Annotated in this window: 18 protein-coding genes; all 18 read left to right on the top strand. The window is 63.9% G+C overall.

The window, feature by feature from the left end:
* Nucleotides 1-78 precede the first annotated feature (78 nt).
* On the top strand, nucleotides 79-2,349 hold the full coding sequence (locus tag VGG89_11065) for a POTRA domain-containing protein (protein ID HEY1977080.1): 2,271 nt from the start codon (nucleotides 79-81) through the stop codon (nucleotides 2,347-2,349).
* Between the two features lie 37 nt (nucleotides 2,350-2,386).
* Complete coding sequence (locus tag VGG89_11060; GenBank protein ID HEY1977079.1) at nucleotides 2,387-3,187, top strand: OmpH family outer membrane protein; 801 nt, start codon at nucleotides 2,387-2,389, stop codon at nucleotides 3,185-3,187.
* Entirely contained in the window at nucleotides 3,174-4,454 is a 1,281-nt protein-coding gene (locus VGG89_11055) for an OmpH family outer membrane protein (protein ID HEY1977078.1), read from the top strand. Before VGG89_11060 ends, VGG89_11055 begins: the two co-directional genes overlap by 14 nt.
* Entirely contained in the window at nucleotides 4,451-4,861 is a 411-nt protein-coding gene (locus VGG89_11050; GenBank protein HEY1977077.1) for a hypothetical protein, read from the top strand. Before VGG89_11055 ends, VGG89_11050 begins: the two co-directional genes overlap by 4 nt.
* 25 nt (nucleotides 4,862-4,886) lie before the next feature.
* Nucleotides 4,887-5,912, top strand: a complete 1,026-nt coding sequence (lpxD, locus tag VGG89_11045) for a UDP-3-O-(3-hydroxymyristoyl)glucosamine N-acyltransferase (protein HEY1977076.1) — start codon at nucleotides 4,887-4,889, stop codon at nucleotides 5,910-5,912.
* A complete protein-coding gene (gene lpxC / locus VGG89_11040; protein ID HEY1977075.1) occupies nucleotides 5,912-6,745 on the top strand; it encodes a UDP-3-O-acyl-N-acetylglucosamine deacetylase in 834 nt (277 codons plus the stop codon). Before lpxD ends, lpxC begins: the two co-directional genes overlap by 1 nt.
* 2 nt (nucleotides 6,746-6,747) lie before the next feature.
* A complete protein-coding gene (fabZ, locus tag VGG89_11035) occupies nucleotides 6,748-7,218 on the top strand; it encodes a 3-hydroxyacyl-ACP dehydratase FabZ (GenBank protein HEY1977074.1) in 471 nt (156 codons plus the stop codon).
* Entirely contained in the window at nucleotides 7,215-7,982 is a 768-nt protein-coding gene (lpxA, locus tag VGG89_11030) for an acyl-ACP--UDP-N-acetylglucosamine O-acyltransferase (GenBank protein HEY1977073.1), read from the top strand. The genes fabZ and lpxA overlap by 4 nt, the downstream gene beginning before the upstream one ends.
* 15 nt (nucleotides 7,983-7,997) lie before the next feature.
* Nucleotides 7,998-9,113, top strand: coding sequence for a hypothetical protein (locus VGG89_11025; protein HEY1977072.1), 1,116 nt, complete (start codon nucleotides 7,998-8,000; stop codon nucleotides 9,111-9,113).
* The gene (locus VGG89_11020; protein ID HEY1977071.1) at nucleotides 9,110-9,841 is read left to right on the top strand and encodes a hypothetical protein; all 732 of its coding nucleotides are present in this window, start codon (nucleotides 9,110-9,112) and stop codon (nucleotides 9,839-9,841) included. The genes VGG89_11025 and VGG89_11020 overlap by 4 nt, the downstream gene beginning before the upstream one ends.
* Entirely contained in the window at nucleotides 9,841-11,001 is a 1,161-nt protein-coding gene (locus VGG89_11015; GenBank protein ID HEY1977070.1) for a hypothetical protein, read from the top strand. The genes VGG89_11020 and VGG89_11015 overlap by 1 nt, the downstream gene beginning before the upstream one ends.
* Nucleotides 10,994-12,208: an O-antigen ligase family protein gene (locus tag VGG89_11010; protein ID HEY1977069.1), complete on the top strand. Its 1,215-nt coding sequence runs from the start codon at nucleotides 10,994-10,996 to the stop codon at nucleotides 12,206-12,208. The genes VGG89_11015 and VGG89_11010 overlap by 8 nt, the downstream gene beginning before the upstream one ends.
* A complete protein-coding gene (gene lptC / locus VGG89_11005) occupies nucleotides 12,205-12,744 on the top strand; it encodes an LPS export ABC transporter periplasmic protein LptC (GenBank protein HEY1977068.1) in 540 nt (179 codons plus the stop codon). Before VGG89_11010 ends, lptC begins: the two co-directional genes overlap by 4 nt.
* A 2-nt stretch (nucleotides 12,745-12,746) precedes the next feature.
* Nucleotides 12,747-13,502, top strand: a complete 756-nt coding sequence (gene lptB / locus VGG89_11000) for an LPS export ABC transporter ATP-binding protein (protein HEY1977067.1) — start codon at nucleotides 12,747-12,749, stop codon at nucleotides 13,500-13,502.
* Nucleotides 13,499-14,617, top strand: a complete 1,119-nt coding sequence (locus VGG89_10995; protein ID HEY1977066.1) for an LptF/LptG family permease — start codon at nucleotides 13,499-13,501, stop codon at nucleotides 14,615-14,617. Before lptB ends, VGG89_10995 begins: the two co-directional genes overlap by 4 nt.
* Complete coding sequence (locus tag VGG89_10990; protein HEY1977065.1) at nucleotides 14,614-15,543, top strand: DUF3084 domain-containing protein; 930 nt, start codon at nucleotides 14,614-14,616, stop codon at nucleotides 15,541-15,543. Before VGG89_10995 ends, VGG89_10990 begins: the two co-directional genes overlap by 4 nt.
* Nucleotides 15,543-15,956 (top strand): hypothetical protein, encoded by a 414-nt coding sequence (locus VGG89_10985; protein HEY1977064.1) that lies wholly within the window; start codon nucleotides 15,543-15,545, stop codon nucleotides 15,954-15,956. The genes VGG89_10990 and VGG89_10985 overlap by 1 nt, the downstream gene beginning before the upstream one ends.
* A gap of 80 nt (nucleotides 15,957-16,036) precedes the next feature.
* Nucleotides 16,037-17,179 (top strand): hypothetical protein, encoded by a 1,143-nt coding sequence (locus tag VGG89_10980; protein HEY1977063.1) that lies wholly within the window; start codon nucleotides 16,037-16,039, stop codon nucleotides 17,177-17,179.
* Nucleotides 17,180-17,205 lie beyond the last annotated feature (26 nt).

The raw sequence follows: 17,205 nt of genomic DNA, 5'->3' as shown, positions 1-17,205 counted from the left end.
CGTCAGGGGCGTGCTCCGCGCGCCGGCCTGCGCTGATGTCGTCAGCCCCCTCTCTACACAAGGAACGAACGTTTTCGCATGACCTTTGACCTTCGGCGGTGCTTGCGCGCACTAACAAGGTGGGCGGGAGCTCTGCTCTCGGTCATCCTGTCGGTCGGCTTCATCGTTGCCCCTGCTTCCTCGGCGACGCCGCCGCGGATCGTCTCCGTCGACGTGACGGGCAACCTGCACGTACCGACGCAGACGATCATGGCCGTCGTTCAGGCGAAGCCGGGCGACTTCTACGACCCGAAGGTCGTTCAGGAAGACCTCGCGCGCATCAACGCCCTGGGATACTTCGCCGATATCGCGCCGCCGCTGGTGCGTCCGCGTCCTAACGGCGTGGCCATCACCTATCGCGTCATCGAGAACCCGGTCATCACCAAGATCGACTTCCAGGGAAACCAGAAGGTCCCCAGCGACACGCTCTTGGCACTGATGGACCTCTCCGTCGGGCAGGTCTTCAACACGAATACGTTCCGGCAAGACGTTCTCAAGATCAACAATTATTACGAGCGAATCGGCTACGGCGGCCAGGTCCCGACCCACGTCAAAGATCTCAACCTCGATCCGAAGACCGGTTCGTTGACCCTGTTCGTTCAGGAAGGCCTCGTCGTCAAGGACATCATCATCGGCGGCGACCCGATTCTGCCGCCTCCGCTGATCTTGCCGTCGCTGACGCTCAAAACCGGCAGCGTGTATTCCGACGAAGTGCGCGACGCGGACTTCAAGGCGCTGCAGAAGCTCTACGAAGACAAGTACCATCTCGAGGTCGGCAACTTTGAAGGCGGCATCGATCCGTCGTCGATCGACCTCAAAGCCGGCACGGCCGCCGTCAAGTACAACATCTACGTCGCGCGCGTCGCGGTGGTCGAAATCACCGGCAACACGCGCACGAAGGATGCCGTCATTCGCCGCGAGCTGCGCGTACGGCCCGGCCAAGTGCTCAATACCGACGCGATCAAGCGCGACTACGAGCGCCTCAACGCGCTGGGTTTCTTCTCGAAGATCGAGCCCGACATCAAGGAAGGCCCGGATCCCAAGAAGCCGCAGCTGGTGACGGTCGTGTGGCACGTTACGGAGCAGCGCACCGCGCAAGCGTCGGTCGGTTTTGGATACTCCGGAGGTCTGACCGGACAGGGTTTGTACGGCACGCTCGGATTCTCCGACAATAACCTGCACGGCACCGGAAACTCGGCCTCGATTCAGTTCGAGAAAGGCGCGCGCACCAGCGTCGCGCAGCTCTCCGCGTCGGTTCCGTACCTGGGCACGACGCCGCAGGCGATGAAGTACAGCCTCTCGGGCTCGCTGTTCACGAACAGCTCGACCTACTACTATCCGGTGTACAACGTCTCGTCGAGCGGCATCACGTCGATCGGGTGTAAATCCAACCAAAACTGTGTTCCGGTCACGCTCTATCCGACGTCGACGTCGTCGCAGGTCAACAACATCGTTGCGACCAGCGAGTCGAGCGCTACCGGCGGATCGGTCACGGTCGGCCGCCGTTTGAGCGATTACACGATTCTCACCCTGGCGGGCGGCGCGCAGACGATCCGTTATGACACGTCGGTTCCGACGCCGTACTACTTCCAAGGCAATCAAAGCGGTCTCAACGTGTTGCCGCAGCCGTCGTGCAGCCCGCTGTCGAGCGGAACGAACTGCGGCGGCGGTTCGTTCGGCATCAACGCGACCTCGATCGCGAACGTCAACACCGGCGCGCCCTACAAGCTCAACACGGCAACCGTCGGGCTTCAGTCGACGACGCTCGACGATCCGTTCAACCCGCGCACCGGCCTCAAAGCCCAGTTCTCGGCGCAGTTGTCGGTTCCGTCGCTCGGCTCGAACTTCGACTTCACACAGGAGACGCTCGACGCCGCGCGCTTCTTCCCCATACTGCATAGTGCGACGATCGGCGTGCACGGAGCCGCGTACAGTTCGACCGGCGTCATTCCGCCGAGTCAGTTGTTCACGTTCTCCGACCAGCAGATGCGCGGCTACAATCAGGTGTTCTACGCTACCAATGCGTTCTTGGGTCAGATCGAGCTGCGCCAGCCGCTGGCGCTGGACCGGCGATTAACGCTCGCGTTGTTCGTCGACGAGCTCGATTACAAGATCCGCGGCGCCTACCCACTGCTCAACCCGTACACGAACCGAATCGTCGGCTATCCGGGAAACTGGGCGTTGTATGGGGACGCGGGCGTCGGCATTCGCTTCGACGTGCCTCAACTCGGCTTGCACACCATTCGCATCGACTTCGCTCGAGGCGCCAGCGGCACTCACACGAGTTTCGGCATCGGTCAAAGCTTTTAGAGTTGGGGTTTTTCTCGTCTACAGTCAAAGGGAAACTATGAAGATCCGGTTAGCTACTACTATCGCCGCCGCGTTACTCATCGCGGCGTTCGTCGCGCCCGCGGCCATCGCGGCCGATCTCTCCGACGTCGGATATATCGACCAGGCCGAGCTCGCCAACATGCCCGTCTTCGTTTCGGCGAATCAAACGCTGGCGGCTTACAAACAGCAGCTCGACGCGCAGTTCGCCTCGACCATGAAAAATGCCAGGAGCGACGCCGACAAGCAACGCATCCAGATGCAGTTTCAACAGCAATATAGCGACAAGCAGCGGGAGATCGTCGGACCGGTCTTTCAGCGCGCGCAACTCGCCATCGCGGCGGTCTGCACCACGCGCAACCTTTCGATCGTGGTCGACAAACGCATCGTGATCTACGGCGGTCAGGATATCACCAAGGACGTCGAAACGCTCTTCTCGAGCAATCAGGCGATCTCGCCGCCGGCTGCGACGCCGGCGCCTTCGGAGATCGGTTTCGTCGATCAAACCGCGCTCGACGGCATGCCCAAAGTCAAGTCGGCCAACGATCAGATGGCGCAGTACGCGTCGACGCAGCGCGCCCTCTTCGGGCCGAAACTCGCCGCTGCGAAGACCGACGCCGACAAGAAACAGGTCTACCAAGACTACAACAAGACGCTTTCCGATAAGCAAGAGCAGCTGCTCAAGCCGCTGGTCGATGCCACGAAGACCGCTACCGCGGACGCGGCGCGCAAGCACAACGTCTTGCTCGTCATCGACCGCGCCGACGTTCTCTATGGGGGCACGGACATCACTGCCGATGTCCAAAATGAGCTCAAATAACACGGCGGCGTTGATGGCGCTCGCGTTCGTTCTTTTGAGCGGATGTGGTCCCAACGTGCACTCGTCGTCGATTCGCGGCATCGGGTACGTGCGGGTGTCGGACGTGGTCAAGCATCACCCGCTCTATTCGCAGCTCTCGCAGCTCGACGACGCGATCTCGGCTATTCAGCTGAAGGCCTCGACTCCGCACGTTCCGTTGTCGGCTTCGCAGATCGCGGCGCAGACCAAAGAGCTCAACGCCGAAATGCAAGCCGCCAACGACCGCGCCGGCAAGATCATCGAGCAGAAGCAGCAGACGTATCTCAAGCGCGAACAGCAGGCGATCGCGGCAGCGTTGACGGCGGCCAACGTCCCGGGCGCGGGTGAGTTCGCGTCGAAGCTGATGTCGGCGACGTCGGCGCAGCAGGCGCAGCAAGCCGCGCAGGCTGCCGGCCAGGATTTTCAGGCGTACCAGAAGAGCGTCGTGGAGCAGAATCGCGCGGCGGCGGCCTCGATCGTGCGCCAGCTGCAGCTGCAAGGGGAGCAGAAGCTTCGCGCGAAGGCCGAGCAGCTCGCGCAGCAGGAAACGGATCTGTCGATGCGGCTGTCGCAAGAAGACGCCCAGCAGCGCCTGGCGATCAAAACGCGGCTGAACAACCTCGCGCTCGAACCGGCGACGCGCAAGCAGCTGCAGGATCAGCTCGCCGCCATCGATTCGAAGGAAACCGCGCAAACCAACGCGATGCGCAAGACGGATCAAGCCGCGCTCGACGCGTATCGCAAGCAGCTCAACGATCAGACCAACTCGCAGGTGCAGGCCGCGCTCTCGACGATTCAGTCGCAGACGCAGAGCAAGATCGAAGAACGCCGCAACGAGGTCGGGGCGCAAATCCGTCAGCTGGCACCGCCGGCGCTTCCGTCGAACCTGCCGCCCGACGTCAAAGCGAAAATCGCGCAGATTCACAACCAGCTGACCGACGAGTTTCGTGCCGACGCGTCCCAGACGATCGCCGAATACACCGCGACCAAGAACGATCTCGATCGTCAGTTCGCCGCCCTGCACGGTGCCGACGTTGGTGCCACGGGCGCGGCCGCCAAAGAACTCGACGCTCTGCAAAAGCGTCGCGACGACCTCTATAATGAGATCGTCAATCAGATCCAAAACGAAGCGAGCCGCATCGCCAAGGATCAGGGATTCAGCATCGTCTTCAACGGACCCGACGCCGCTCCGGGCGGCTACGATATGACGAACGAAGTAACCAAAGACGTCGAAAGCCTACACGAGTGAAAAAACAACATATCATTTTGGCGGCCCTAGTGGCCGTTATTGCAACCGGCTGCGGAGCGTCGAGTCCGATCGGACTCGTCGATGTGAACCGCATCGTGAACAATTGGCCGGAATATCAAGGCTATCAGAGTCAACTGTACGCCGACGAGGACCGCATCGCTAAGGGCAGGGGCAGCACCGCACAGAAGCAGCAAGCCGTGCTGGCGATGCAGCGCAAGTATTCGAAGATCACCGAGCAGTTGACGCAGCAGATTCGCGACGCCGCCGGCAAGATCGCTTCGGATAAGCAGTTGAAACTCGTGGTAACCCGCGAGGGCGTCGGTTACGGCGGCGTCGACATCACGCCCGACGTGGAAAAGAGCCTCAACATCGTCGAGAAGGCTTCGCCCGCGCCGAGCGGATCGTAGCCGGGCACAGCGAAAGCGGTCCGCGATGCTGGGTACGGTGCAACAGCTCGCCTCCCGCGTCGGCGGACGCGTCGTCGGTGACGGCGACGTTGCCATCCATTCCATCGTTGCGGTCGAGGAGGCCGGTGCCGGCGCGCTGACCTTTGCTACGGACGCGCGGTATTTGACGTCCGCGCTCGCCGGCAAGGCGGCCGCGGTGCTCGTCGATGCGACGATTCCGATCGACGCGCCTCCAAAGCCGCTCATCGTCGTCGAGAACGCACGGTACGCGCTCGCGCGGCTGTTGCGCGACCTGCGTCCGAAACGGCCGCAAGGTCCGTTCGTCCATCCCAGTGCGGCCGTCGAATCGGACGCATCGCTTGCCGAAGGCGTTTACATCGGCGCCCATGCGTACGTGGGTCACGGCGCGACGGTCGGCGCGCGAAGCATCGTCGGTGCGGGCGCGTACGTCGGCGACGGAGCCTCCATCGGTGAGGAGTCGTGGCTGCATCCGCACGCGCATTTGATGGAACGGTGTCGGATCGGAAATCGCGTCGTTCTGCACGCAGGCAGCGTGATCGGCAGCGAGGGCTTCGGCTGGGCGTTTATCGAGGGTGCGCTCGAGCGCATCCCGCAAGTCGGCAACGTCGTTCTGGACGACGAGGTGGAAATCGGCGCGAACACGTGCATCGATCGCGCGCAAACCGGCAGCACGCACATCGGTACGGGCACGAAGGTCGACAATCTCGTGCAGATCGGACACAACTGCCGGATCGGAAAACACTGCGCGGTTGCGGCGCTTACCGGAATGGCCGGTTCGACGGTGATCGGCGACTACGTCAAAATCGCCGGCCAGGTGGGCACGCGCGGGCACATGCGCGTCGGCGATCGCGTCACCATCGCGGGCCAATCCGGCGTTTGGGGCGACGTTGCCGACGGCGCGACCATATCGGGGAATCCGGCGCGCGACCACCGCGAAGATCTTCGACGAGAGGTCCTGATTCGTAAGCTGCCCAAGCTGGTCGCACGAGTCGAAGCGCTCGAGAAACGCCTCGGCAAAGAAGAGCCGTAATGAACGAACAGAGGACGCTGCGCAAAGCGGTGCACTTGGAAGGCGTCGGTCTTCACACGGGTTCGAACGCCGTCGTCGACGTCATGCCCGCGAAGCCCGATTCGGGCATTGCGTTCACGCTCGTTTCAGGCGGCAAGACGGTCGAAGTTCCGGCCACGGCCGAGCACGTGATCGATACTTCTCGCGCGACCGTCATCGGTCGCGACGGCGCGTCGGTTTCCACGACCGAGCATCTGCTGTCGGCGTTGTTGGCCGCCGGCGTGAGCAACGCCGAGATTCGCGTCGAAGGTAAGGAGATCCCGATCGGCGACGGAAGCGCGCGCGGTTTTTTCGACGCGATCGAATCGGCCGGAATCGTTCCGCAAGCCGCGCCGCGCCGCGTCTTCGCACCCAGCCAACCGTTCGTGATTCAAAGCGGCGATCGCATGGTGGCCGTTTTGCCGGCCTCCACGTTTCGCGTGCGCTTCGTCGCCGATTTTCCGGCGCCGATCGGCACGCAGTACTTCTACGGCGAGATCGAACCGGCGCTCTACCGTGACGAGATCGCCGGAGCGCGCACCTTCGGCTACCTCCACGAGGTGGAAGCGCTTCGCGCGCGCGGTCTGGCATTGGGCGGGAGTCTCGATAACGCGCTGGTCTTCGCTCCCGACGGTCCGATGCAGGCTTTGCGCTGGCCCAACGAAGTCGTGCGCCACAAAGTGCTCGACCTGATCGGCGATTTCTGCCTACTGGGTGCGTGGCCGCAGTGCGAGATCGTCGCGATCAAGAGCGGTCACGAGCTGCACGCTATGGTCGCACGCGAACTGCGCTCGCGCGTCAAAGAGGTTGCCTAAACATGGCTGAGCTCGACATCCGGCAGATCATGGAGATACTGCCGCACCGCTATCCGATTTTGCTCATCGACCGCGTCCTCGAGTACGAACCGATGGTACGCGCGCGCGGCTATAAGAACATCACGTATAACGAGCCCGTATTCGCCGGACACTTCCCCGGCAATCCGGTGCTGCCGGGCGTGTATATGCTCGAGGCGATGGCGCAGCTCGGCGGCGCGGTGGTGCTGGAGCCGGGCGAGTACGTCAGCAAGGTTCCGTATTTGGCGGGCATCGACAAGGCGAAGTTTCGGCGCCCGGTCATTCCCGGAGATCGTTTGGAGATCGAAGTGAAGATGCTGCGCCACAAGCGCAACATCGGCTGGATCGGCGGCGAGGCGTCGGTCGACGGCCAGTTCGTCTGCTCGGCCGAGCTGATGTTCTCGATTTCTTCGGACCCGCGAATGAGCGGCGACGCAACCGTTCTGCACGTATGATTCACCCGACCGCGCTCGTTCATCCCGGCGCGCAGATCGGCCGTAAAACCGAGGTCGGCCCCTACTGCATCGTCGGCGAAAACGTGTCGATCGGCGAGCGTACCGTGCTGCAGGCACACGTGGTCGTCAACGGATGGTCCGAGATCGGCGAAGATTGCCAGATCTATCCGTTCGCTACGATCGGAGCCGCGTCGCAAGATCGCAAATACACGGGCGAACGCGCCTTCACCCGAATCGGAAGCCGCACCGTGCTGCGCGAATACGTGAGCATTCAGCGGGCGACCGGACACGACGAGGTCACGGCGGTCGGCGACGACTGCCTGCTGCTCGCGTACGTGCACATCGCGCACAACTGCATCATCGGCAACGGCGTGACCATGAGCAACCTCGCGCAACTCGCGGGACACGTCGAGGTCGGCGACTTTGCAACGATCGGCGGCCAGGCCGGCGTGCACCAGTTCACGCGAATCGGACGCTACGCCATGATCGGCGGTGCCAGCAAGCTTACGAAAGACGTGCCTCCGTTCTTTTTGATCGAAGGCAATCCGGCGCAGCCGTACGGGCTCAACAGCGTCGGCTTGCGGCGCGCCGGCTTCACCGTCGAAGAACGAAACGAGATCAAGCGCTTCTACAAACACCTCTACAATCCGAAGATGAACGTCTCGCAGGCGATCGAGGCGATGCGCGCCGAGGTGGCTACGACGCCGGGCCGCGAGATCATCGCGTTTCTGGAGACACCCTCGGAACGCGGCGTTCTGAAATAGCAGCGCGGCGGTAGCATGCGTTATTTTTTCTCAACGGGCGAGCCGTCGGGCGAAACGAGTGCGTTGCTGCTGGCGAAGGCCATCGCGAGCGTCGACGCGCAGGCATCCTTCGAAGGGATCGGCACGCAGCGTATGCGGGACGCCGGATTTACGATGTGGCGCGATCACACCGGGTGGGCGAGCATGGGACCGCTTGCGGCACTGCCGCGCATTCCCAAACTGCTGGCCACGATGTGGCTGACGGCGTTTCACATAGCTCGGGTCAAACCCGATCTCGTCGTGCTGATCGACTTCGGCGTCTTCAATCTGCGCCTCGCGCAGACGCTGCGCCGCCTTCACTATACGGGTCCCGTGCTCGACGTCTTTCCGCCGGGAACGTGGCTCGACAACGAAAGGAAGGCGCGCGTCGTCAGCGCGGTCGCCGTGCCCATGACGGCGTTCCGGCATCAGTACGAGTTCTATCGCTCGCTCGAACTGCCGATCGCCTATTTCGGTCATCCGCTGGCGTCGCAGTACGCGATGCGCGCGCCGCGTGCGACCCCCCCGCCCGACGGCGGCACCGTTGCGCTCTTGCCGGGCAGCCGCAGCGGTGAGCTGCGACGCCATTTGCCGGCGCTCGCGCAGGCGTACCGGTTGCTCGCGCAGCGGCGGCCGAATCTGCGCGGCGTCTTCGGTGCGGCCGACGAACGAGCGCGCCGCCGGATCGAGCGAACGATCGAAACGTTCGGTCTAACGCAAACGCGCGTCGCCGGCGGCGTTGCCGACGCGCTGGCCGGCGCCGACGCGGCGTGGGTCGCGTCGGGAACCGCCGTGCTCGAGTGCGCGCTTTCGGGCGTCCCCGCCGTCGCGCTGTATATCATCTCGCCGATGCTCGTGAGACACGGCCGCACGATGATCAAGCACCGTTTCATCACGCTCCCCAACCTCGTGCTCGACCGTGAGATCGTGCCGGAGCTGCTGCAAGAAGAGGCCACGCCGGAACGCTTGGCCGCCGAGATGGAACGCGCGCTGGAGAATCCCACGTTGCAGTATGCGGCGTTCGCAGAGCTGCGCTCGGCACTCGGACCGCCCGACGCGCTCGAACGCTGCGCCCAGTTCGCCGTCGATCTCGCTCGCGGGCAAGCGGCGTGACGCGCATCTACCACACGTCCGATCTCCACGACCGGCGCGGCATCGCGAGCCGCTTGCGCGAGCTGCGCGCGGCGGAGCCCGGTCTGCTCTTCGACTGCGGCGATTCGTTGCGCGGAAGCCAGACGGTTTACCATCGGCGCGAACCGATCATCGGCGAGATCGACGCGGCGGGATACGACGCGCAAGCGATCGGCAATCGCGAGTTTCACTATCTCTTTCCGCTGCTGCGTGCGCGAGCCGCGCAGATGCACCATCCGCTCGTCTGCACGAACCTTCTCGACACCAAAGGACGCGCGCTGCCGTTCGTGCCGTCGCTGCGCTTCGAGCGCGACGGTGTCACCGCACACGTGCTCGGCCTACTGATCATGCAGTATCCGCTGGGCAGTCCGTGGGAGCGCGTGTTCGGCTGGCGGTTTCTCGACCCGTGGGACGCCGTCGCCCCGTACGCGGCCACCGTCCCTGCGGGTGAGATGCTGATCGTTCTATCGCACGTCGGTCTGCGGCTCGATCGCGTCTTGGCGCAACGCGTGCCGCGCATCGATTTGATTCTCGGCGGGCACAGTCACGACACGCTCGCGCAGCCCGAATACGCCGGCGACGTTCCCATCGTTCATGCCGGACCGTACGGGCGGTTCGTGTCGCGCACCGAGATGCGGCACGACGCGGCGCGCGGGCGTTTCGTCATCGACGATTTCGCTCTGGTGCCGCTGCGCGAGTCGGCGGCGTGATGAACGCGCTTTTCGTCAGCAACGGTCACGGCGAGGCGTCGATTGCCGATCGCATTGCGCTGGATCTCCGAGCGATCGCGCCCGACGCGCGGATCGATCATCTCGCACTGGTCGGCGACGCAAACTCAGAAGTGATGAACGACGTCGGTCCGCAGCGCGCGATGCCGAGCGGCGGGTTGATTGCAATGGGAAACGTCGCTAACATTGTCCGCGACGTACGCTCCGGTTTGATCGGGCTGACGCTCGCGCAGCGCGGGTTCTTGCGCGCCGCGCGCGGAGTATACGACGTCGTCGTCGCGATCGGCGACGTCTACGCGCTGGTGATGGCACTCACCACGCGTTCGCCGGTCGTCTTCGTCGGAACGGCCAAAAGCGTCAACGTCGCGCCGTACGGGCCGGCCGAGGAACGAGTGTTGCGGCGGGCGCGCGCCGTTTTCGTTCGCGACGAGGCGACGGCAAAGCGTCTGCGCGAGCGCCGCGTTTTCGTCGACGGCGCGGCCAACGTGATCGTCGATCTCTTTGCGACGCAGGACGATCCGCGCGCGGCCGGCGCGCTGGCGGGTTTCGCGCCGGCGCTCGCGCTGTTTCCCGGCAGCCGCGAGAGCGCGTATGGCGACGGACGTTTTCTCTTGAGCGTGACGCGCGAACTTTCGCGCGAGCGAGCGCAGCTCGGCGCGGCATTTTCGGTGTCGCGCGGTCTCGACGCGGACCGGTTCGCGCGCGACGCGCGCGGCGACGGATGGAACGTGCGGACCACCGGCGACGAGACGATACCGTTCGAGTTCGCCGACGGCGAGCGCGTCGTCGTGCGCGCCTGGCGCGGCGCGCTGGGTCCGATTCTGCGCCGAGTCGCGCTCGTGCTCGGACAGGCCGGCACGGCAAACGAAGCGGCCGCTGCGGCGGGCGTCGGCGTCGTCGCGTTCGAGCGCGCCGGCGATCGTAAGAGCCGCTGGTATCGGCGGCGGCAGCAAGGATTACTCGGCGAGGCGCTTGCGATGGTGCCCGATCGTCTCGGCGACGCGGTTGCCGGCGTCTCGGCGCTGCTGCGCGACGACGCGCACAGGGCGCGCATGGGCGCGATCGGACGCGAACGCATGGGCGCGCCCGGCGGTGCGCACGCGGTGGCGCTACGCGTGGCGGCGGTGGCCTCGCGTGCCTAGTTTACGCGCGCTGATGCCGGCTGCGATGGCCGGAGTCTATGCGGCGGTTCCGCTGTTTCCGGCGTTCATCTCGCTCACGAGCGTCGCGTATCCGGGCGTTTCGCTGGTTCCGGCGCCGGTCGTCTACGCCGTTCTGGGTTTCGTGGTGCTGCTCGCCATCTACGCGTCGGTCACGATGATCGTTCATCGCGCACCGGTCGAACAGCCGCTGCTGTGGCCGATGCTGGCGTGGTTCGGCGCGTCGATGCTCAGCGCGCTGCTCGGGTTCGATCCGGCCGCCGGCGTGCTCTTCGTAGGCATTTTCGGATTGGGCATCGTGTGGCATTGCGCGATCGTGCGCTTCTTCGCCGATAAGAACGTTGCGCCGGCGATCTTTTGGTCGTATCTCGTCTCCGGCACGCTGGCGGCGGCGGCGGCGATCGCGATGGTCGCAACGCACCGGCCTGCGGCGCTCTACGCGATTTCGCACGGCCGCGCCACCGGAACGTTCATTCTGCCCGGCGAGCTAGCCGCGTACCTGGTCGTCTTCATTCCGATCGCGTATGCGATCGCGCGTATCGCGCGCGGCCCGGCGCTGCGCGCGCTAGGATGGATCGCGGTCGCCGTCGGCCTGGTAGCGCTCTACGAAACGCATTCGCGCGCCGGGTGGATGGGCTTCGCGGCCGCAGCCGCGTTCTTGGTCGCGGTGCAGATGCCGCGCCGCCGCGCGGGCGTGGCTGCCGCCGCGGCGGTGGTGGCGGCCGGTCTCGTTGCGGTACTGCTGGCCTTCAACGTCCAGCACAATCCGAGCGAAGACTACACGCGCGTCGCGATTTGGAAGGCCGCCGAGCAGATCATCGATCGCTTTCCGCTAACGGGCGTCGGTCCGTTCGACTTCTCGCGTCTGTACGCGGTCGTACACGTTCCCGACGCCGACGCGACGGCGTTTCACGCACACAGTCTGTATCTCACGTTTTTTGCCGAACTCGGTATTGTGGGTTTGGGCGCGTTCTTGTGGAACGCGTGGTCGCTCGCGGCGGCTTTACGACGCCGATTGCGCGACGTGCCGCCGGCGGCGGCGCTGCTCGCGCTTGCGGCCGCGGCGGGACTCGCCGGTGTGGCCGTGCAAGGCCTGATCGATACGATGAGCGTCGTGATTTTCGGGTTGTGGATGCCCACGATGGGTTTTGCATTGGCCGCCGCCTCGCGCGATTGGGACCAAGCGTGACGCGCAGATCGGCGGCGTTCGCGGCCGCTTTGGTGCTCGTCGCGTGCAACCCGCAAGCCCCAAAGACCGCAGCCGGTCCCACGGGCTCCCCGGTCGCCACGCCGACCCAACCGGCGCTCCATATCACGGGTCACGGCACGGCGAAGCAGCCGGTGCGGTCCGTTCTGCAAATTCACAACCGGATCGAGTATGAATTGATCGCCAGCTCGTTCGAGAGCCGGGGCCCGCAGGGCCGGATGCGCGTCGTCTTCCAGAACGCGACGGTGACGTTTCACGGCAAAGACGGCAGCACGATGACCGCGCGAGCTCCGCAAGCCATCGCGGACGAAACGGCGAACACGCTAACCCTGCTCAACGGCGTGGTGGCGCACTCGAGTTCGGGTACCGTGCTCCAGTGCGACACGCTCGAGTACGATCACACGACGCAAATGCTGCATGGAAAGGGTAACGTGACGATCGTCGAGCCAAACGGCTTCAAGGGAACGGGCTCGAGCTTTGATTCGGATATCTCGCTCATCCACATCACGATGCGATAAACATGAACGAAAACGGCGATCAACTCTCTTCCATCAAGCTGCGCGGCCTCGTCAAACGATACGGCGAGCGTACCGTCGTCAACGGCGTTACGGCGCAGGTCGGCACCGGCGAGGTCGTCGGTCTGCTCGGTCCCAACGGCGCCGGCAAGACGACGACGTTTTACATGGTGGTCGGGTTGGTCAAGCCCGACGGCGGAACGGTGCTGCTCGACAACGGCGAACGCGAGATCGATCTGACGTCGGCGCCGATGTACGCGCGCGCCCGCAACGGCATCGGCTACCTGGCGCAGGAAAACTCGATCTTTCGCAAACTCTCGGTGGGCGACAACATCCGCTTGATTTGGGAGCAGAACGGCATTGCGCACGAGGAGCGCGAGCGGCGGCTTCCAGCGCTGCTGGAGGAGTTCGGATTACGCGCGTTCGTCGACGCGCGCGGCGACAGTCTCTCGGGCGGCGAGCGGCGCCGCGTCGAAATCGCGCGGGCGCTCGCAATCGAGCCGGCATTTCTGCTGCTCGACGAGCCGTTTACGGGCATCGATCCGATCGCCGTCGCCGACATTCAGGCGATGATTCGGCAGCTGCGCGACCGGGGTCTCGGCATCCTCATCACCGATCACCAAGTACGCGAGACGCTTGCGATCGTCGATCGCGCGTACATTCTCAACAACGGCCGGATCGAGGTCTCCGGTAGCGCACAGGAAGTTCTGGATTCGCCCATCGCCCGCACGTTCTATTTGGGCGAAGGCTTTAGGCTGTGAGGGCAGGCGAGTTCGGCTTCACGATTCTCGATCGCTACATGCTGCGCGAACTCGCGGGACCGTTCGCTTTTGGTCTGGCCGCCTTCACGTTGATCTTTGCGGCCACGCTGATTCTCAACATCGGCAAGCTGGTGAGCAGCGACCACGCGCCGCTGTGGGCCGCCGTGCTGATCTTTCTCTGGTCACTTCCCGCGCAAATCGTGCTGTGTATCCCCATGGCGCTGCTTTTGGGAACGCTGCTGACGATCCAGCGTCTGTCCGGCGACAGCGAAATCACCGCACTCAAAGCCGCCGGCGTCACGTTCGCGCGCATCGTGGCACCGCTGCTGGCCGTCGGCATCGTGATGTCCTTCGTCACCTTTTTTCTGCAAGAGCGCGTCGTCCCGTACGCCAACGGCGAACTGACGGAAATCGAAAACACCGTCATCAATCACACGAGTGCCTTCAGCCGCGACCTCACCGTAACGGCGCCGCTTCCCGGCGGCGGCCGGCAAGTGACGCTGGCGACGGCCTACGATCCGAACTCCCAAGCGCTCGTGCACGTCACACTGGTTCAATACGACAGCAAAAATGAGCCGCGGCAGATCGTTTTTGCCGATCGGGCCGAGTTTACCGCCAATAAGTGGGTGCTCCAGGACTCCAGCGTCTACCGCTTCAACCCCGACGGCACCACGCTGGCCGAGCCGCGCATACCGCAACAGCAGGTCGAAATCGGCGAAAATCCAACCGACATCGTCAAGCGCATCAGCAACGACGATCCGGAGAATATGAGCCGCGCGCAAATTGCCGAAGTAGTCCGTACGGGCCAGCTGACCGAAGGTGAATACCGTAAATACGTCACGACGTATCAGGAGAAGCTCGCGCGGCCGTTTGCGTGTTTCGTCTTCATTCTCATCGCGATACCGTTCGCACTGCGCCCAATTCGCGGCGGCGGCAGCACCGGCTTGGGTTTGGGCCTGTCGCTGGTCATCGTCTTCGTCTACTACATCGTGATGACGGTGTGCTCGTTTCTGGCCGAAGCGTTCATTCCGCTGGCGGCATTATGGGCGTGGGTTCCCAATCTCATCTTCACGGCCATCGGGTTGACGCGGCTGCGCCGCGCGGCGCTCGTATGAACTTCATCGAGATCTTACGCGGCATCGGAAACATCTTGCTGGTCATGGCGTTGGCCGGCGGCGTGGCGTACGTCGGCGACCGCGTCGGCCATCAGGTCGGTCGCAAGCGCATGACGTTATACGGCATTCGCCCGCGGTATACGTCCACGATCGTCGCCATCGCAACCGGCATGATCATCGCGCTGTTGATTTCGCTGGTGGCGATTTTCGCATCGCAGGAAGTACAGACCGCGTTCTTCCGCTTGGGCACGCTCAACAAGCAGATCTCCGACCTGCAAGATCGCGAGAATCAACTCGAGACGAAGGTCAACCAAGGACGCCTGGTGTGGCCCGTCGATCAGCTGATGGTTCCGTTCTACGGATTCATCGGTCAGAACGCGACCCATGGGCAGCGTTTAGCGATCGTCAAAGCGTTTTACGACGACGCCGTGAAGTACGTCAACGCCAACTTCCAGTCGCTGGGCTTAAAGCCGTTCGTCACGCCGCCCGACATCCAAAAGAAGATCGACGAGATTGCGACGCTTTCGCAGGGCCTCAGGGCAAACGCCATGCTGGCCGTCGATTCCGACCAGAACCTCTTCGTCAACGACGAGATTCACTTTAAAGTCAGGGTGATTCCGGATCAGCGCGGTTACCAAAAGGGACAGGTCTTGGCGCAGCTGCGGAACATCCCAAGCGGCGCGAACCTCAATAGCGCCATAGGCCAGCTGCTCAACGTGATCTCGACCAACGCCAAACGCGTCGGCCTGCCGCCGTTCCTCGCCGATAACGTTCAGCCCGTAACGGGCCCGCAGAGCTCCGCGCAAATGCAAGCGATGATCGCCAAGCCCGGACAATACGTCATGACGGCGTTTTCAGCGTCCGACTTCTATCCGCACCTGGGCGGCATTCCGGTCATTATCGTCCTTACGCAGCAGCCGACGTAATGACGCAAACGGTTCTCGGCATCGATCCGGGAAGCGTCAAAGCCGGCTATGCGCTGGTCGACGGCACGGGCAGCGTCCTTTGCGCCGGAATCGAGCCGATTGGTACGCTGCTCGAAAAAGTCCGCGAGGTGACGACCGGACAACCGGTCGCCTGCTTGGCTATCGGCAAAGGCACTCGCTCTCGCGACGTAGCACGAGCGCTGGGCGGATTGGGCCTGCCGGCCGTGTTCGTGGACGAGTACGAGACGAGCCGGCGGGCGCGGGAGCTCTATTTTACCGAGCATCCGCCCCGCGGCTGGCGGCGCCTGATCCCCCTGGGCATGCAGCTTCCTCCCAGGCCTATCGACGATTATGCGGCTATACTAATAGCCCGGACGTACCTCGCGGGCGCGGGCGACGGCCGTTCGAAGTGAAACCAAAGCAAAAATAATCCGATATTAATAAGCACCCGTCCCGACGGGTACGCTGGTAGTTGAGAACAGGAGCGGAGCACATGCGTCGGGGTCTCGGCGTCGTGTTGATTACAGCGCTCGGGGTAGCGCTGTCGTCTTCTGTTGCCCCGGCGGCCTCTTTCGCCGTCGCCACTTACGATTTTCGCTCGGCCGTCTTCATGCGGATCTTCGGTGAAACGACCGACCCGGCCGCGGCGGTGGCCGCGGCTTACGGCGACCGAGCCTCCGAGTCTCCGCTTCGCACCCTGGCTCTGCGGATTCCCGAGCAACAATCCGGCGACAGCTTTACCGTGGACATCGCGCAAGCGCCGACCTTCGCTGCGAGCGAAGCAACGGCGGCGCCCGACCGGTACACCGATCTCGCGCAGAGCGTGGGCGCGCGCGTACTCAATACCGACGTGTTGTACTCGGCGCCGGCCGCGCCGCGAGCCTCGGCCGCCGGCACGCAAGACGTCGTCACGCCGTCGTTTCCGGTCGCCGCGTACCAGCCCGTAAAGCAGGCGCCCGACGTCACGCTGCAATCGGGTGAAGTGTCGTTCGCGCCGATCGTGCAGTCTGCGTCGGCGTCGTTGGCAAAAGCGAGTACCAGCGGCGTTGCAGGCGCGGCCGCCACGAGCGGATCGGTTCCGGCACTGCTGCACGTGGGGCCGGTGCGGGTCGAAGGGCAAGTGCAAGGCGACTCCGCGCAGGCACCGCAAATCGCACTGCACGATAACGCGTACGGCGCGGGAGCCGATATTGCCGTGCGCGCCGGACGGCGCAATCTCGACCTCGGCCTGTCCAGCAGCTACGAGCAGCTGACGCGCAACGATACGAACTTCGCACCATCGGCGCCGCTTTCGTCGCTATCGCTGCCGGGCGACGACACGTCGCTGGTGATTCCGAACTTCGGCAACATGAGCCGTCTCTCGATCAACGCGGGTGTCGCCGTGCCGCTGATCAACGGCCTCACCCTGAAGCTCAACTACGACACGGCGCGCTTGCTCGGCAGTTACGGCTTACCGGGTCTCACCAACTTGGATGCGATCGACAACGCGTATGGCGGGGGGCTGACGTTTGCGCTGCCGCACTCGTCGAGCACGCTGTCGCTGTCGGCGTACCAGTATCGCTATCAAGACAACATTCTGCCGGCCAACTCGCTGACGCAGACTCGAGAGAATCTCAACTTTACGGTGAAGTTCTGAACGAACGCCCGCTTGGGGCGCGTTCT

The organism is Candidatus Baltobacteraceae bacterium, assembly GCA_036488875.1.
In the GTDB taxonomy this organism is placed as follows: Bacteria; Vulcanimicrobiota; Vulcanimicrobiia; order Vulcanimicrobiales; family Vulcanimicrobiaceae; genus JAFAHZ01.
This window is presented reverse-complemented; position numbering and strand designations above follow the sequence as displayed.